We start from the raw sequence: 17,231 nt of genomic DNA, 5'->3' as shown, positions 1-17,231 counted from the left end.
TTTTATTATAGAAATTTACATGTTTAAAATTTAACGCTATCATCTACCGGCACTTTTTCTTTAGAACTTTTCTTTTCAACCTCTTTACTCCGCTCTTCCCAAAACGCTAAACCTTCAATCCCCACATTTTTAGGATCAAATACTGGATCTTTCCCTGCTTTTTTCTGCGCTTCATAATCTTTTAACACTTTTAATGCGGTTTTACTTAATAACAGGATCGCAATAAGGTTTAACCATGCCATACTACCGATTCCTAAATCTCCAAGATTCCATAAAAGTGAAGCTGATTCTACACTACCGATATAAACCATAATTAAAAATCCAATTTTTAAAACTGGTTTTAACCAGCCATATTTTAATTCCCGATCTAAATAAGTGAGTGTCGTTTCTGCAATATAGTAGTAAGCGAGCAAAGTTGTAAATGCGAAGAAGAAGATTGCGATTGAAATAAATATTGGACCAAATCCTTCCATAACAGTTTCAACTGCTTGTTGTGTATAGAGTGGTCCGGCTTCCACATTTCCTATATTTTGTACAATAGCACTTTTCCCTTCTGGTATTACATTATACATACCTGTTATTAATATCATAAGAGCAGTCGCTGTACATACGACAATTGTATCAATATACACGGAAAACGCTTGAACTAACCCTTGTTTTGCAGGATGCGATACTTCAGCAGCTGCAGAGCTATATGTCGCTTCTCCAACACCTGCAACGTTTGAAAATACTGCACGTTTTACTCCCCATGCGATAGCTGCACCAACGATTCCTCCAAACATTTCATTTACACCAAATGCACTTGAGAAAATTAAAGCAAACATACTTGGAATTTCTGTTATATTCGCAATTAAAATGATACATGTAACAATTACATATCCAATTGCCATAAAAGGTACTAACATTTGAGACACACCAGCAATTCTTTTTACGCCCCCAAATATAATTGCCGCTAGTAGCACAACTAATAGTATTCCAGTTATATATTTGCTAATGCCATTAGAGTTTTCAAATCCAACTGCGATACTACTAGATTGAATACCTGGTAATAAAACGCCATATGAAAGTGTTACAACTACCGCAACAATGACCGCAAACCATTTCATTTTTAAACCTTTCTCAATGAAATATGGTGTACCGCCGCGGTATTCATTTCCTACTTTACTTTTATATACTTGAGATAATGTTGATTCAACGAATGCACTAGCTGCTCCTAAAAGGGCCATTACCCACATCCAAAATACAGCTCCAGGCCCGCCAAAAGCGATAGCTGTCGCTACCCCTGCGATATTACCTATTCCAACCCTACCTGATAAGGCCAAACAAAATGCTTGAAAGGATGATATTCCCGTCTCTGAGCTCTTCCCTTCAAATAATAGTTTAATCATCTCTTTAAAATAACGAATTTGTAAAAAGCGAGTGGCAATTGTGAAATATACTCCTGCCCCTAATGCAAAAACAACTAATCCAATACTCCATACTTGACCCACTAACCATTCTACTAATTTCTCCATCCAAATCCCCCTTATAATTCTTTTAAAAAAGCATTTTTATATATAAGAAAACGGACAACTATTATCGTACCTTCCAGTTGTCCGCATCCCTTACTATATTTCATCATTCTTTTATCCCGCTATTTGTGGGCAGTATGACGGAATATCGCCTGCCCGTATAAATGCCCGATTGATTCAACTACTATTCAGCGGAGATTAATAGACTCCCCACTGATTAGAGTTTCACTTAATATTGACCCAGACACTCTTCACTTCTGTATAATTATCAAGCGCATATGAACCTAACTCACGCCCAATACCAGATTGCTTATAACCACCAAATGGTGCTGCTGCATTTTCTAAGTTATAATCATTAATCCAAACTGTTCCTGCCTTTAATTTATTGGCAACTTGATGTCCAGTTTTAATATTTTGTGTCCATACCCCAGCAGCAAGCCCATATGAAGAGTTATTCGCTCTTTCAATTACCTCTTCGGTTGAATCAAATGGAAGTACAACGACAACTGGTCCAAAAATTTCTTCCTTAACAATTGTCATATCGTCAGTAACATTTGTGAATACTGTTGGCTGTACAAAATAACCTTTTTCAAATGCACGTTTACCGCCAGCTGCAACAGTTGCACCTTCAGCTTTTCCTTGTTCAATGTAATTCAGCACTCGCTCTTGTTGTTTTTTAGATACGAGTGGACCCATTTCAGTTTCCTTCTCCATACCTGCTCCAAGCTTCACTTCATTTGCCATTTTTACAAGTTCATTTACGACTGTTTCATAATGCTTTCGATGAACGAAGACTCGAGATCCTGCACTACAATTTTGTCCGTGATTATACATAATACCTTGGAACGCACCGTTAATTGCTTCTTCTAAGTCAGCGTCTTCTAAAATGATATTTGGCGACTTACCACCAAGTTCTAATGTGACATGTTTAATTGTTTCTGCAGATTGGCGCATAATATATTTTCCCGTAACTGTTGAACCAGTGAAAGCTACTTTATCAATATCATGATGGTTTACAATTGCTGCTCCTGCTTCTTGGCCGAAACCTGGTACAAAGTTTACAACACCGTTTGGAAAACCAGCTTCTTTAAATAGCTTCGCTGTATATAATAAAGATAAAGGCGTTTGCTCTGCCGGTTTTAATACAATGGTACACCCTGTCGCAAGTGCAGCTCCCATTTTCCAAGAAGACATAACGAGCGGGAAATTCCACGGAATAATTTGACCTACAACGCCAACAGGTTCATGGCGTGTGTAATTTAAGTAATCTTTTGAAATCGGAATGGTTTGCCCGATAATTTTTGTAGCCCATCCCGCGTAATAACGATAATTTTCTACTGTCGCTGAAATATCATCATCCAGTGCTACTTGATATGGTTTTCCGTTATCTAAAGCTTCAAGCTGTGCTAATTCTTCTCTATGCTCTTCAATTAAGTCTGCTAATTTATAAATCAGATGCGCTCTTTCAGCAGTAGTCATTTCTGCCCACGGACCCGATTCAAATGCAGATCTTGCTGCTTTTACTGCGACATCAATATCTTCTTCTTGCGCTTCACATACGACTGCTAGAACATCTTCTGTTGCTGGATTGTAAGTTTCAAACGTCTTACCGCTCATAGAAGAAACAAATTCACCATTAATAAACATTTTAACTTCTTCATTTAAAAACGCTTTCACTTTTGGTTTCAGTTCAATGTTTGTCGTTAACATACATGCTCTCCTCCTTATTTAAACAGCTGCATGAGCTGCAATTTCTGCTAAAATCGTTTGAAGCTTTTGATCTTCTTCTTCAGTTAATCCTAATCGCGGATAACGAGAAGGTCCGCCAGCTTGGCCGTGTAATTCCATTGAACGTTTAACGATTTGTACATATTTCCCTGATCCTTCAAGAAACTCGCAAAGAGGTAAAATAGCATCGTTTATTTCCCAAGCTTTTTCTAGTTCACCATTTTGAAAATGCTCATACATTTTCGTAACGAGACCTGGAACAATATTTCCTGCTACTGAAACCCATCCTGTTGCACCAACTAAATAAGATTCCATAACTAAATCTTCAGATCCGCAGAAGACTTGAAAAGCACCTTCACCTTGTCTTACTAAATCTCTCGCTTTTCGAATATCTCCGCTAGATTCTTTAATATGTGTAACATTTTCACACTCTTTACCAATGCGAAGCATAAGCTCTGTACTCATATCAACACCAGAAGTAAATGGGTTATTGTATAGCATAATTGGTATATTTACAGCGTTTGAGATTTCTTTAAAATGAAAATAGATTTCCTCTTCCTTCGGTTTACAATAGTAAGAGTTAATAATTAATGCACAATCCGCTCCATGCGCTTCTGCATGTTTCGTATATTCAATCGTTTCTTTCGTCGTTTCCGCTGCAGTTCCAACAATGACTGGAATACGGCCATCAACTTCTTTCAAAACAGTTTCTACCATGTTAAATCGTTCTTCTTTTGATAAACTAACAAATTCTCCCGTACTTCCATTAATAATAATTCCAGCTACTTTTTGCTCAATAAAGTAGTTTACGTTTTGTTTTACACCATTCCAATTAATCTCTTGAAATTCATCCATCGGTGTTATTAATACTGGAAATGCCCCTTTAATTGTTTGCATATTTATCTCTCCCTTTAACATTTTATTTTAATAAAAAACCTGCCGGAAACGGATCCGTAGGGTCTAATAGAAATGTCTGCATTCCTGTAATAAACCCTCTACTTTCAAAACGGAAAATGTATCCTAATTCTTCTTTCTTCACTTGTTCCACTGTTATAAAGCTATTAAAAATACTTTCATTTTTAAAAGGTTTATCCGCTATATAATCATTTTTAAATAAAGCATGAACATAAGACACAATTGTAGAAACAAAACCTGGTGAACGTACGATAAAGTTATCTTCATGAAATGTGATCGACTTTATATGATTCTTTTCTTTTTGCGAAGAATCTACTAAAATAAGTCTTTTTATAAGTGACTGTTTTTGTATAGCTTCAAGTGTAGCTTCTCCCCATTTTTTTAATTCAGATATATTTTCAACACAAATTTCAGGCAAATACGTATCCTTTTCTACAACTGCATAAACTTTATCTGCTTGTATGAGAGAGTAATTTATATTACCAATCTTCAAATCTTTCTCAACCATATAACAAAGTTTGCTTTCAAACGAAACAGATATAACTTCATCATTCTCCACATACGCATGAACTGAAAATATTCCAGATAGCGTTTCGATTTTGTATTGATTAGACTCTCTCTTTTTTAAATAACCACTTTCTAATAACATTGTTATTACCGCTACTATACCGCCGTAATGAAGAGGAATAGATCCTTCATGATCAAAAAACAATACCGCTGCATCCACTTCCTTATGAATAGAAGGAACGACAATACATCCATTTAAACCGATAAAACCACGTGGTTCATTTAATAAAAGCTGCATTTCTTCTGCTAATTCCCCGGAAAACTGTTCATTTAAATGTTCTAAACTGTAGTAGTATTTGCATGGTACATCTTTTATTACACGAAATGCTTCGCCAGCTACGTGCACATCTACTGCTGTATACATTTTTTGAATGTTCATTTTACATCCTCCGTTTCATGTTCCATCGGCGGAATTAGCAAAAACCCTTCTTTAAGTGGATCCTTTTCATTGTAAAAAAATCTATGCATACCCATAAGCCAAGCTGATCCCGTAATTTTCGTTACTACAGCTTCAATATTTTCCACATATGTTGTATTCATAACACACCCTTTAAATAAAGAACCTACAATACTCTCATGAACAAATTCTTCATCGATGTCGATTTTTTTATGAGCGTATAATACAGCTAACTTCGCTGATGTTCCTGTACCGCATGGAGATCGATCAATCCCACCTGGTGGTACAACAACTGTATTTTTCACATGTGCACTTTCATGAGTAGGATCTGTATAAAATTCAACATGTGTTAATCCACTTATAAACGAATACTCTGGATGAATGATTTCAAATTTCTCATTAATCGTATTTCTAATATGAATGGCCTTATCGATGATTGTAGAAGCATTTTCTGGTACTAACTCTAAACCTACTGATTTCGCATCAATAATGGCATAAAAATTCCCTCCATACGCAATATCAGCCTCTACGGTTCCAATTCCTTCAACGTCTACAGTAATGTTTTTCAGTAAAAAAGCTGGTATGTTACAAAAGGAGACTTCTTTCGCTTTCCCATCTTGAACAGAAATATCTACTTCAACTAAGCCAGCTGGTGTATCTAGCTTTACAGAAGTAACCGGTTCAACTACTGGAATTAAACCTGATTCGACTAAAGCTGTACATACACCAATTGTATCGTGGCCACACATCGGTAAATATCCACCTGTCTCTATGTATATAACACCTATATCAGCTTCAGGGTGACACGGATCTGTTAACAATGCTCCTGACATTACATCATGACCACGCGGCTCATTCATCAACAATTTGCGAATCCAGTCATACTCCCTTTTCATATGTAACATCTTCTCTGCCATCGTCTCTCCAATTAACTTAGGAAGTCCGCTAATTAATGTCCTCGTTGGATTCCCGCCAGTATGTGTATCAATCGTCGTAAAGACTCTTTGTGACCTCATCCGTTTAACACCCTTTCTGTAAAACGACTCAAACGAAGTGGTTCAATAGGAATGATTGTTTCTTTTTCATTTAATAACTCTTCAATCACTTTCCCAGTAACTGCCGCAAGACTAATGCCATCACCTTCATGTCCTGCTGCAATAAAGTAGTTTGGGATATGTTCCACTCGTGAAATAATTGGCAAATGGTCTTCTGTCCACGGGCGTAATCCAGCATATGAACGAATCACCATCATATCTGCCATTTTCGGATAAAAACGAATTGCTCTGTTCGCAATACATTTAATAACCTCGTTATTTATCTTCGTATGAAAGCCTACAAATTCTCTACTACTACCAATTAAAAAATTTTGGCTTTCTGTCGGTTCAAATACAAGTGCCACCCCATACTTTTCAGTTAAAGCATCCACTTTTCGTTTTCCGCCAAATTTAGAAATCAAATAACCAAATTCCATTACTTTACGGCAGCCAACGTGTTGTTGCCTTGAAGCTACAATAATATGTCCCTTTCTCGGTTCGATTGGGATATTCACATCTAACATCTGTCCAATTTTAGGAGCCCACACACCGGCCGCGTTTACCACTTGCTTCGCAGTAAACGTCCCATTTGTTGTTTCTACAATAAAGGAACCGTCTATATCTCTTTTCATTTCTTTTACTTCTGTATGATTAAAAGCTTTCGTACCAAATTTTTTTGACTCTGCGAGAAGTGAAAAAGCAAGAAGGTACGGATTTACAGTCGAATCCGTTGCACATTCTAAACCACCTAATAAATCATCTGCAAAAAATGGTGATTCCTCTCTTATATCTTGTCTATCTAGCATACGAAACGGTAAACCAGCTTCTTTTTGCCGATTGACCCATTGCTGCGCCGCTTCCATCTCTTCGTCTGATTCACAAACGAGAATGCTTCCTGGTGCCCTATATTCAAATGAGTGCTCTAACTCTTCACTTAAATCCGTTACTAATTTTTGACTTACTAACGACATTTGACTATCAAACCCTGGGTCTTTATCAATAGCCAAAATATTCCCATCACACCGTGAAGACGTCCCACTGACAAATTCCCCTTTTTCAATGATTGTTACGTCTCTTCCATATTTTGAAGTGTAATAAGCGATCGAACATCCAATAATACCACCGCCTATTATTAAAACGTCACAGTGTCTCACATAGCACTCCTCCTTTCTCCTAAATCTCTCACTTTCTTTTTATGCAATTGGTGTGCCAACTCTACATACAGAACTATTTATATAAAATAAATTTATTTGTAAAAATATTTTAAATTTATCGTAAATAGGTGTATTATTTCTTTATCACTGTCTAAACTTTTATACATAACAGGAGGGCAATATGACATTTTCATTTCCAACAATAAAAGAGTTTATAAAAATTTTGTCAATCGATCTTAAAAATTTCGGTCCACACATCAAGCAAGTAGACGAAAAATTTTATTACATCCATTCACCTACTGCAGAATGGAATTGTGCGGTTGTATATGAAGATGATTCTTTCACTACTTTAATCGACGCATTTTCTCATGAACTAGCCGTTGTCATCATTAACGAAAACCAAGAACCTATATGCTGTATTACTACTAAGCAAATGATTCCTTTTCTTTATAAGTATTACAATGAACTACAAGCGTTTTATAACACTGTTATTGAAACGTCTGATTCTTCTGTTACAGTCATCGATGAGAAAGAATGCGTTCGGACATGGACAGATGGCGCCGAAAAGATTTTTTCAGTCCACCATAATGAAATTATCGGGCAACCGATTACTCGTTTTTTTGATTATAAAGATTTGGAAATTTTGCAATCACTACATAGCGGAAAAAGCATAATCGCGCAGTTCCATCAGCCTCGCCCTGATTTGTTCGTATTAATTAATTCAAACCCAGTTTATTGTAACGATGAAATTATCGGAGCAGTCGTCTCTGAAACTGATGTTACAAATCAAGTCGCTTTGAATGAAAAACTATTTACTATGTCACATGAAATGCACCGATTAGAACAAGAAGTAGCAAAATATAAAGATACATCCGATCCTTTTCTTGCAATGAACGGAAAAAGCCCCGTCATACAAAGAACGATACAATTAGCTAGAAAGGTTTGTTCAGTAAAATCGACTGTTTTAATTCTCGGTGAAAGTGGTGTTGGAAAAGAAGTATTTGCGAAAGCAATTCATGAAGCAAGCGAGACAGCAAAGTCACCTTTCATTTCGATCAACTGTGGTGCAATCCCTGAAGCATTATTTGAAAGTGAATTATTCGGTTACGAGCGCGGGGCGTTTTCTGGAGCAAATAGTAAAGGAAAGAAAGGTAAAATTGAGCTCGCACAAGGAGGTACTTTATTCCTTGATGAAATTGGAGAAATGCCACTTGATATGCAAGTGAAACTTTTGCGTGTACTACAAGAACGAAAGTATTACCGAGTTGGTGGAGAAAAAGAAATAAATATTGATTTCCGCATTATTGCTGCTACAAATCGTGATTTACAAGAAGAAATGAGAAAAGGAACTTTCCGAGAAGATTTATATTATCGCTTAAATGTAGTTAGTTTGCATATTCCACCACTACGAGAAAGGCGAGAAGATATTATTGAATTAACATACTCATTCTTAAACGATTTTTCAATTAACTATAACCGACCAATTCGTGACTTACCTTCAAGCATTATGCATGAACTACTTCATTACAATTGGCCTGGTAATATTCGCGAACTTCGTAACGTAGTTGAACGACTCGTCGTATTCGCGACAGACGGTATTATTAAACAAGAATATTTACCATTTCACACAAATGATACTTTAGAAAACGAAACGTCTCATTCCCTTTTACTAAGCAACAATAACGCGATTCTTTCTTTACAAGAAGAGATGGATGAACATGAGAAAAAAGTCATTGAAAGAGCTTTACTAATTTTAAATGGGAATAAATTAGAATGTGCGAAACAACTTGGCGTAACGAGGGCCACTTTATATAACCGTTTAAAAAGACTTGGATTACACTAATCCCTTTCTCCCTCTATATTGGCATAGTTTTTGCATTATAATTTGTGCAAACCGAACTAGAGGAGGAATACATATGACGAATAAAGAGAACGTAATTGTTTGTCGTTGTGAAGAAGTTACATACGGACAACTTCAATCGACAATTGCTGAATATAACTGCTCGGCAAGAGAATTAAAACTAAGAACACGTGCTGGCATGGGATTTTGCGGTGGCCGCACGTGTAGAATGATGATAGATCGGATGATTGAAAATGCAAACCCTGATATAAATCCTAATGAAATCCCATTAAAATATCAGCCACCCGTGCGGGCAGTTACTTTCGGAGCGGTAGGTGAAAGTAAATGAGCAGAATTACACATCACCCTATTTTAGGTAGTTTAAATAGTAGTCAGCGCATCAAGTTTCAATTTAACGGTCAACAATATGAAGCATATGAACATGAAACGATTGCGGCCGCTTTACTTGCAAACGGAATTCGAACGTTAAGAGTCCATGAAGATAGCGGGAGTCCGCGAGGCATTTATTGTAATATCGGGCATTGTTCTGAATGCCGCGTAACTGTAAACAATCAAACGAACGTACGAGCTTGCTTAACTGTAGTTGAAAACAATATGGTTGTGGAAAGCGGCAAACAGCACCCGAATATCGTGAGAGAGATGGTGAAAAAGCGATGATTGATGTAATTATTATTGGCGCAGGACCAGCAGGATTATCAGCTTCCATCTCTTGTGCACGCTTTGGACTTAACGTACTTGTTATAGATGAATTTATGAAGCCAGGCGGGAGATTGTTAGGACAGTTACATCAAGAGCCTACTGGAGAATGGTGGAACGGAATAGAAGAGTCAAAACGCCTTCACGAAGAAGCAAAATCCCTTTCCGTTGATATTCAGTGCGGTGTTTCCGTCTTTAATTTAGATAAAGATGAAAGTAATTGGTTCGTACATACAAATATCGGTACGTTAGAAGCACCGTTTGTACTAATTGCTACTGGTGCCGCTGAGTATTCTATTCCCCTTCCTGGCTGGACACTTCCAGGAGTTATGTCAATTGGAGCGGCTCAAGTTATGACAAATGTTCACCGAGTCCAAGTTGGGAAAAAAGGAATCATTATCGGTGCTAACATTTTGTCATTTGCGATTTTAAATGAACTGCAATTAGCTGGAATTAAAGTGGACCATATTGTACTTCCTGAAAAAAGTGAGTTAAGCCAAAAAGCTGGTGAACCAGAAGAAGTTTTAAACTCTCTTTTAAATGCAGCTCATCTTGCTCCTTCTGCTTTTCTACGCATAGGTAGCCGCTTTATGAAATATGATTGGATTCGAAAAGCTGGATTAACCTTCTACCCAAATAACGGGATGAAAATAAATGGGACACCACTTCATCTCCGTAAAGCGGCACTTGAAATTATTGGAACAGATCAAGTTGAAGGTGTTCGTGTTGCTAACATTGATTCTATAGGGAATATTATTAATGGATCAGAAAAAATATTGGAGGCAGACTTCGTTTGTATTGCTGGTGGTTTATACCCGCTTGCCGAGCTTGCTGCTATAGCTGGTTGTCCTTTCCGTTACATCCCGGAATTAGGCGGACACGTCCCTCTTCATTCCGAAACAATGGAAACCCCTCTTTCGGGCTTATTTGTGGCTGGAAATATTACAGGAATTGAAAGCGGAAAAATCGCAATGGCGCAAGGAACAGTTGCTGGCTACTCAATTGTAAAACACGCTAATATAAAATCTAATTCGATTGAACAACACTTGCAACAAGCCATTCAAAATGTTCACTCCGTTCGTCAGAAAGCAGCGCTTCAATTTAATCCAATGATTGATGCTGGCAGACGAAAAATGAATGAAATTTGGCGTGATTATTCTTCTACATATGCACATACTAAAAAGAGCTGTTGAGATTACTCTCAACAGCTCTTTTCGCTACTCATCTGAGTTATTAAATTTCGCTAATGCGTAAATGCCTTCTTCATCGTCTAATTCAAGTTGTAATCTTGCCGCAAATGAATTGACGTTGTATTCTCGATCAAGTAATAAGCGCAATGCTTCAATTAAGTTTGCTTGAATTAATATTTGCTTGCGACCATTTACCTCTACTTCAGCAGAGAAACCGTAGTCATCATCATACATCAGTTCAACTAAAACCGCTTCTGGACCAACTTGTCTTTTTTCAGCGATATATATACAAAGCGCATTTATTAATTCTTGTTCAGAAATTTTTATTGTTTCCATGCAACTTCATCTGCCTTTTTCTTACGTTGATTTTTGAAGTATTTAAATGCACGAACTGCTAACATTACGATACCAGCCATGACTAACATATTTACCATAAACGCTAATACAGAACCAAGAGCTCCCATATTTGCAAATAAGCTACCCATTAGTAAACCACCAAGACCACCTAGTAATAAACCTTTCATAAAGCTTCCTTTATTACTTTTTGGCGCTGTGTTTGTTGCTTTTGTTTTTGAACCTGTTGTCGTTTTTTGTGAATTTACGTTAGAATCTTTTTTGTTTAAATCCACCTTAGACTTTTGACCAGAACTTGGTGTATATGATTTTTTACCAGATTTGTAACTTTTCGCTTCCGCGTGATTTACGAACATAAAGCTACTAGCCCCAAAGATAACCATGAATGCTGTCATTACTGCTACAAGTTTTTTCAACATATTATATCCATTCTCCTTTTATATAGATATATGTGAAATCTACCTTTCTAGTAAATTCAGAATGATAGATTTGTTTTAAAATCATTTTAAAGGTTCTTATGAACTTATTATATGAACTTTTGTCGAAATATGCAAGTATTATTTACTTAAGACAATAATTCCATAACAAAGGAAAAATTAAGAAAAACGGAATTGACTTTAAATGAAACAAAACATATTATAAGTTCATAAGAACTTTTTATAATTTTGGAGGTGAAAAGATGGAAACATTTCATCTCACACGAAACGAAATGGCAACGCTCCTTCTATCACTTAGAGGATGGAATCCGAAAAAGCCTCTTAGCATTTTACAAGAAGCTTGGGCAAAGTCACATAAAAAAGATATTGAAAGCGGACAAAGCGTTACAGCTTTTATTACAACCGCACTTTCACCTATTTTTGAAAAATTAATTAAAATCGATGATACGGATGTCGGTTTTTCTTTAAATGAAATAGTTGCGCTTGGTAATCAGATTGAAAACACGAGTTTCTCTGTAACCGCTATGCAAAACTGGGTGAAACGAGATATAAAAGAAATGATTGGCTCCCCTCAAAAAGGGAAGAAATACTCAATCGAACAAGCAGCCTTACTATTCATTGTCGAAGATTTAAAAACAGCACTGGATTTTGAATCCATTCGTAAGCTATTGCGCCTTATCGTAAATGACCCAGCCGATCGAAGTGATGATTTAATCAATCCTGTTCATTTATATGTAGCATACTCTTCTCTATTTGAAGAACTAAATCAAGGGAATTGCTTACAACTAAATGCAACAGATACTATTCATACAATCGAAAACATTGTAAAAGAAAAGGCTGATAAAATCGCAAGTAAGTTCGATCAAGTGAATAACGAACAACGCGAAGCAATTCGTAACGCTATTATTATCGCCACGCTTTCTGTACATACCGCATATGTACAAATGCTAGCGAAACGTTACGTAACAGCAACGTTATTTTTACAAAATTTAGATGTGAAACCGTAAAAAACAGGAGCAGAAGTGCTCCTGTTTTTTAATTTCTATACTATTTTGCACTCCTTAACTCTTTGCATCTCATACATTTCTAATAAACGTTCATTCCAATTCATATTTTCACCTCATCCACTTTTCGAATTACTCGGCTAATCAAATTGAATACGCATATGCTTTTTTCGGCAAATTCACTATGTCTTGAATGTAAGATGATCGTTCTATAATATCTTCTAACTGACCATTCCTATAAACATAAATACCACCTTCATATGAACTGTAAGCCTTTTTCTCAGTTATTATCGCTAATTTATTATTTCCCTCGTTAAAATCACCTTCAAGCCCTTTTTCAAATGATAAGCTTTTGGATGTTGAAAAATAGAGCTGAATTAATGATGCTATTTCTACGTGGTTTGATTTTGCAAAGCACTTTATTTCATTAGAAATCATTTCATCCTGCAATGGAAAAAAATCCTTCACTTCTAATTTCTCTCCTTTACGAAAGAAATTTTGCAGCTCCGGAGTATGGAACAAAATATGTTTCTCTTCTATCTTTTTGAAAATGAATTGCAATAATAAGTCTTTACCTACTACAAACGGATGACCAAATCCATGATTATAAAGATCTTTTTTCATTTGAATCAACTGTTCAATATAAGGAATCCCATTCTCTTCAATAACAAGCTTTCCATCTATAAAACGCATAGTCGAGATTAGTGCTTTAATCTCAATACCTTCTAACTCAAGCGATGAATAATATAGATCTCTATTCCAAAAATCTAATTGATCCATTCCTAATGAATTAAATAATAACTCATCTATAATCTGAAATGCGCCATCTTCTGTTAAACCTTTCGTTACATCTTCTAATAATCCAGAAGTGTGATTTAAAATCGTACGTATTTCATCATCCTCTTTTATAATTCGAACGGTCCAATCCCCATGATCCTCACCTGAGATTTTCTGAAAGCAATGCGAATATGGACCATGTCCAATATCGTGTAGAAGTGCTACAGTAGAGACTAATTTCCGTTCATATTTTGATAAATGAATATCACCAATCTCTATAAGATGTTCTATTACTTTATTTACTAGTACATATACACCTATCGAATGTTCTTTCCTTGTATGTATTGCGTTCTTATGTAAAAAATATGTATGCCCTTGCTGTTTTATAAAGGCCAATCTTCGAAATGCTTTAGTATCAATCAATTGTATGATATCTCTATCTTGAATAGTAATTGACCCGTAAATAGGATCTGTAAAATGCATAACTTCTCCCCCTTTGTAAATTCAACACTTACATCATTATACAAAATTTTCAGTCTACCGATCCCTTTCCTTCTCTTTTAAAATGAGAAATTTTTAATACTCCTTTCATTATCTCTTCATGACAACTCAATTTATATCGTTTACTATAAATACTAGAAAAACTAATACAAGACATAAAAAGTATTAAAATAGAAATCCGCTCATTAAATAAGGTATAATTTGCATATAGTGAACTTTTTATGTTATTAAATAAAAGAGCTATTACTTGAAAAAATTTATGAACTAGAAGGTGCAACAATGTTAAGTAGTTTTATTCATTCAGTATTAACTTTTTTTGAAGGATTAGGTTATTGGGGCATTATGCTTGGACTAATGATTGAGATTATTCCAAGTGAAGTTGTCCTTGCTTATGCAGGATACTTAGTGTCAAATGGAAGTATCTCATTTGTAGGAGCAGTTATATTCGGTACAATTGGTGGAATCATTGCCCAAGTCTTTATTTATTGGATCGGACGATACGGTGGGCGTCCTGTATTAGAACGTTACGGAAAATATATTTTCATTCATAAAAAACAAATTGATGCTGCTGAAGATTGGTTTAATCGCTATGGAACAGGTGTAATTTTCACAGCGCGCTTCATTCCAGTAGTGCGTCATGCGATTTCAATTCCTGCTGGGATTACAAAAATGCCAATTTCACGTTTCATTACATTAACAGGACTTGCGATTATTCCTTGGTCAATCATTTTCATTTATTTAGGTGAAAAACTAGGCGAAAACTGGGAGAATATTAATGATATTGCTGGACCGTATGTGAAATCATTCGCAATCGGCGGCGTCATACTTATACTTTTATACTTCGTCATTAAAAAATGGACAAAAAAACGTAAAAATCTTGCTTAAGATAATAATAAAAACCGCTAAAATTCATTACGAATTTTAGCGGTTTTTATTATAGACTTGATTATGTATTAAAAATTGTATTATTTCTTCTTTATGCTTTAAGTCATGCTGAATGAGTGATGAAAAATAATTATTTAGCCTCACTTTTTTTGTACCAAATTGAAATTCATTATTGAAATTATGAGCAGGAATTCGTTCAATTTGACATACTAATTTTTCACGAGTAAAACTAAATTGATCTAATAGTCCTTCTTTTGAAATACCTGATCTTGCATATATAATTGCACTCTTATTCATTTCCTCTACATCTGTTGGAACATGAGGTACTGATTGTGCACTAAGAAAATAAGGAATTCGATACTTCATTACAAACTCGTCCCAAACGATAAAATGTGAAATTACATCCGCACTTGCCCACGAACCATTTTTAAATGATTGAAACCATATATCATCAGGTACTCCCTTCAACGTTTGGCACCATTCTATTAAATTTAACTTTTCTTCCAAAATATTTTCTTTCTTCATTTTTCATTCCTTTCTCGCACTTATAATTCATTCATATTAATACCTTCTAGAAATTGTATAAAAAGCCTCCATATTTACATGGATAAGCAACAATCCAGTCATTCATTTCGTATATTATTTCAAAAAGGAGTGATTTTCCTATGCATTGGCAACAAAAAATACCATACTTAATCGGACGCCCTATTGGCATTTCCTTCATGAATGGGCAAGGAACTTCTGGTGTATTATGTTCAGCACATGATGGCCAATTATATGTATATGAATACCTGTACCAATCTCAATTCGCAATGAAACATTATGATTTTAGACAAATTCAAGATATACATGCATTTCCGAATTGCCCAAATCAAAATCCTTTGTATTAAAAAAACAGGAACGGTTTTATCGCCATTCCTGTTTCCATTGTTTATATATTATTTTTCAGAATAAAACTTCTGCACCGCTTCATCAAAATAAATCCAACCTTTCCAACCTAAATGAATTGTATCTTTTAAGAAATACTTATCATATTCATGGTTAGAAAAATCGACTACTGGGTATCCCGCTTTCTCGACTTGCTCGCGAACCTTATTATAATACACATCACGGCGTTCTTTCGGGAAACCAGCATAATCATACCAAGGTCCATTTACAGGAACAGAAATAAAGAGTGGTTCGACATTTTTTTCTTTGAAAAGATCTAAAACAATTTGTAAGTCATCATATTCTGGTGATTCATCATACGATTCATTTGCTCTAAAGTTTTTTAGACCTTTTAATTTTTTCTTGAAATTATGTTTATAGTAATACGGATTTTCAATTCCGAATGTATTTGTTGTAGATTCCGCTTTACCTTCTTGTTCCGCTTGTTTACGTGCATCTTCCCAAGAAAGTGAACGTAGTCCCATATTTGTTTTCTCTTTCATCGGTTCAATCTTAAATAGAGAATTAAATAAATCTCTATGATCTAAAATATTCCGGTACATATATGCTAGCGGTTTAGCTAGTCCAGCTTTTATATTATGTTTCGTATCGTTATATACAATACTTTCTAGAGAACTACTTAATATCGCATCTTTACGAACAACTTTGTAATCTAGTAAACGTTTCGCAATTTTTTTCTTCATTTCAGGATTTATTTCGTCATTAAAAATAAAATGATAGGCTTGTTGTTTGGAGAAATTATTTGTAAAATCCCCTTGTGATACACCGGTTTTTGTAAACCATTGTGGTGAAAGAACAAAGACTACCTTTTTTCCTTCTAATTCATCCATCGTAGACGTCATATTTAAAATATGAGCTAAACTTTGCGTACCGCCAGTTCCTATTAAAAATGGAGTAAAACCTGCTGGATTTACTTTAAAATAATTAGACGGATGATATGCATCCATTCGTAAAAATTCTGATGAACCATACATCGGTAAATACTGCGAATTCTCTAACATTTTTTGTTGCAAGAAAACACTTTGTAATTTCTCTTTTTGCAAGGAAGTTGCTGCATCTTCTACCTTTTTATCGCTTATTAGTGATACTAAACTCTTAGAGGGAATAAGCAGTACAATGAAAAAAAGTGCGCAGGCTAAAATAATTGGTCCGAAGGCATGCTTCATCTTCATCTGCTATTCCTCTTTCTAGTACTATTAAATTGTAACCCTTGTTTTTGACACGTCATTTTTTTCTCCTTTTTTCTATACATGTTCCATTCTATTTATCTAT

18 protein-coding genes are annotated in these 17,231 nt (G+C 35.4%); 7 read left to right on the top strand and 11 right to left on the bottom strand.

Going from position 1 to position 17,231, the window contains the following annotated elements; all coding sequences use genetic code 11:
- Positions 1–23: 23 nt before the first annotated feature.
- From MR065_RS08340 to MR065_RS08315, 6 genes are all read right to left on the bottom strand, one after another.
- Positions 24–1,514 (bottom strand): alanine/glycine:cation symporter family protein, encoded by a 1,491-nt coding sequence (locus MR065_RS08340; protein ID WP_242213272.1) that lies wholly within the window; start codon positions 1,512–1,514, stop codon positions 24–26.
- A gap of 222 nt (positions 1,515–1,736) precedes the next feature.
- Entirely contained in the window at positions 1,737–3,221 is a 1,485-nt protein-coding gene (locus tag MR065_RS08335; RefSeq protein WP_242213271.1) for an aldehyde dehydrogenase family protein, read from the bottom strand.
- An 18-nt stretch (positions 3,222–3,239) separates the two neighbouring features.
- Positions 3,240–4,136 (bottom strand): 4-hydroxy-tetrahydrodipicolinate synthase, encoded by an 897-nt coding sequence (gene dapA / locus MR065_RS08330; protein WP_097903706.1) that lies wholly within the window; start codon positions 4,134–4,136, stop codon positions 3,240–3,242.
- A gap of 22 nt (positions 4,137–4,158) precedes the next feature.
- The gene (locus MR065_RS08325) at positions 4,159–5,100 is read right to left on the bottom strand and encodes a proline racemase family protein (RefSeq protein ID WP_242213270.1); all 942 of its coding nucleotides are present in this window, start codon (positions 5,098–5,100) and stop codon (positions 4,159–4,161) included.
- The gene (locus MR065_RS08320) at positions 5,097–6,134 is read right to left on the bottom strand and encodes a proline racemase family protein (protein WP_242213269.1); all 1,038 of its coding nucleotides are present in this window, start codon (positions 6,132–6,134) and stop codon (positions 5,097–5,099) included. The genes MR065_RS08325 and MR065_RS08320 overlap by 4 nt, the downstream gene beginning before the upstream one ends.
- The gene (locus tag MR065_RS08315) at positions 6,131–7,306 is read right to left on the bottom strand and encodes an NAD(P)/FAD-dependent oxidoreductase (protein ID WP_098266468.1); all 1,176 of its coding nucleotides are present in this window, start codon (positions 7,304–7,306) and stop codon (positions 6,131–6,133) included. The genes MR065_RS08320 and MR065_RS08315 overlap by 4 nt, the downstream gene beginning before the upstream one ends.
- A 181-nt stretch (positions 7,307–7,487) precedes the next feature.
- Between MR065_RS08315 and MR065_RS08310 the strand changes: the two genes are divergently transcribed.
- The 4 genes from MR065_RS08310 (at position 7,488) to MR065_RS08295 (ending at position 11,056) form a co-directional block, all read left to right on the top strand.
- Positions 7,488–9,149 carry a sigma-54 interaction domain-containing protein gene (locus MR065_RS08310; protein ID WP_242213268.1) on the top strand — a complete coding sequence of 554 codons (1,662 nt, stop codon included), beginning with the start codon at positions 7,488–7,490 and terminating at the stop codon, positions 9,147–9,149.
- A 73-nt stretch (positions 9,150–9,222) separates the two neighbouring features.
- Positions 9,223–9,495: a (2Fe-2S)-binding protein gene (locus tag MR065_RS08305; protein ID WP_242213267.1), complete on the top strand. Its 273-nt coding sequence runs from the start codon at positions 9,223–9,225 to the stop codon at positions 9,493–9,495.
- Entirely contained in the window at positions 9,492–9,824 is a 333-nt protein-coding gene (locus MR065_RS08300; RefSeq protein WP_242213266.1) for a (2Fe-2S)-binding protein, read from the top strand. The genes MR065_RS08305 and MR065_RS08300 overlap by 4 nt, the downstream gene beginning before the upstream one ends.
- Positions 9,821–11,056, top strand: coding sequence for an NAD(P)/FAD-dependent oxidoreductase (locus MR065_RS08295; RefSeq protein WP_242213265.1), 1,236 nt, complete (start codon positions 9,821–9,823; stop codon positions 11,054–11,056). Before MR065_RS08300 ends, MR065_RS08295 begins: the two co-directional genes overlap by 4 nt.
- A 24-nt stretch (positions 11,057–11,080) precedes the next feature.
- Here MR065_RS08295 and MR065_RS08290 read toward each other — a convergent pair whose 3' ends face one another.
- Both MR065_RS08290 and MR065_RS08285 read right to left on the bottom strand, forming a co-directional pair.
- Positions 11,081–11,389, bottom strand: a complete 309-nt coding sequence (locus MR065_RS08290) for a YxcD family protein (protein ID WP_242213264.1) — start codon at positions 11,387–11,389, stop codon at positions 11,081–11,083.
- Positions 11,377–11,826: a hypothetical protein gene (locus tag MR065_RS08285; RefSeq protein ID WP_242213263.1), complete on the bottom strand. Its 450-nt coding sequence runs from the start codon at positions 11,824–11,826 to the stop codon at positions 11,377–11,379. The genes MR065_RS08290 and MR065_RS08285 overlap by 13 nt, the downstream gene beginning before the upstream one ends.
- 260 nt (positions 11,827–12,086) lie before the next feature.
- Between MR065_RS08285 and MR065_RS08280 the strand changes: the two genes are divergently transcribed.
- The gene (locus MR065_RS08280; protein ID WP_097903716.1) at positions 12,087–12,851 is read left to right on the top strand and encodes a DUF1836 domain-containing protein; all 765 of its coding nucleotides are present in this window, start codon (positions 12,087–12,089) and stop codon (positions 12,849–12,851) included.
- Positions 12,852–12,992: 141 nt separating this feature from the next.
- Here MR065_RS08280 and MR065_RS08275 read toward each other — a convergent pair whose 3' ends face one another.
- Positions 12,993–14,108: an HD domain-containing protein gene (locus MR065_RS08275; RefSeq protein ID WP_242213262.1), complete on the bottom strand. Its 1,116-nt coding sequence runs from the start codon at positions 14,106–14,108 to the stop codon at positions 12,993–12,995.
- Positions 14,109–14,405: 297 nt separating this feature from the next.
- Between MR065_RS08275 and uptA the strand changes: the two genes are divergently transcribed.
- The gene (gene uptA, locus MR065_RS08270) at positions 14,406–15,011 is read left to right on the top strand and encodes an undecaprenyl phosphate transporter UptA (protein WP_242213261.1); all 606 of its coding nucleotides are present in this window, start codon (positions 14,406–14,408) and stop codon (positions 15,009–15,011) included.
- Positions 15,012–15,047: 36 nt separating this feature from the next.
- Here uptA and MR065_RS08265 read toward each other — a convergent pair whose 3' ends face one another.
- Positions 15,048–15,536 (bottom strand): DinB family protein, encoded by a 489-nt coding sequence (locus tag MR065_RS08265; RefSeq protein WP_242213260.1) that lies wholly within the window; start codon positions 15,534–15,536, stop codon positions 15,048–15,050.
- Positions 15,537–15,676: 140 nt separating this feature from the next.
- Here MR065_RS08265 and MR065_RS08260 point away from each other — a divergent pair, with 140 nt between their 5' ends.
- The gene (locus tag MR065_RS08260; RefSeq protein WP_242213259.1) at positions 15,677–15,901 is read left to right on the top strand and encodes a hypothetical protein; all 225 of its coding nucleotides are present in this window, start codon (positions 15,677–15,679) and stop codon (positions 15,899–15,901) included.
- Positions 15,902–15,949: 48 nt separating this feature from the next.
- Here the strand turns inward: MR065_RS08260 and dltD are convergent, their stop codons facing one another.
- Positions 15,950–17,131: a D-alanyl-lipoteichoic acid biosynthesis protein DltD gene (dltD, locus tag MR065_RS08255; RefSeq protein WP_242213258.1), complete on the bottom strand. Its 1,182-nt coding sequence runs from the start codon at positions 17,129–17,131 to the stop codon at positions 15,950–15,952.
- Positions 17,132–17,231: the final 100 nt, after the last annotated feature.

Source organism: Bacillus cereus group sp. BfR-BA-01383 (assembly GCF_022663495.1).
GTDB lineage: Bacteria > Bacillota > Bacilli > Bacillales > Bacillaceae_G > Bacillus_A > Bacillus_A cereus_AU.
The sequence above is the reverse complement of the archived record's forward strand: the minus strand, read 5'-3'. Positions and strand labels throughout refer to the sequence as shown.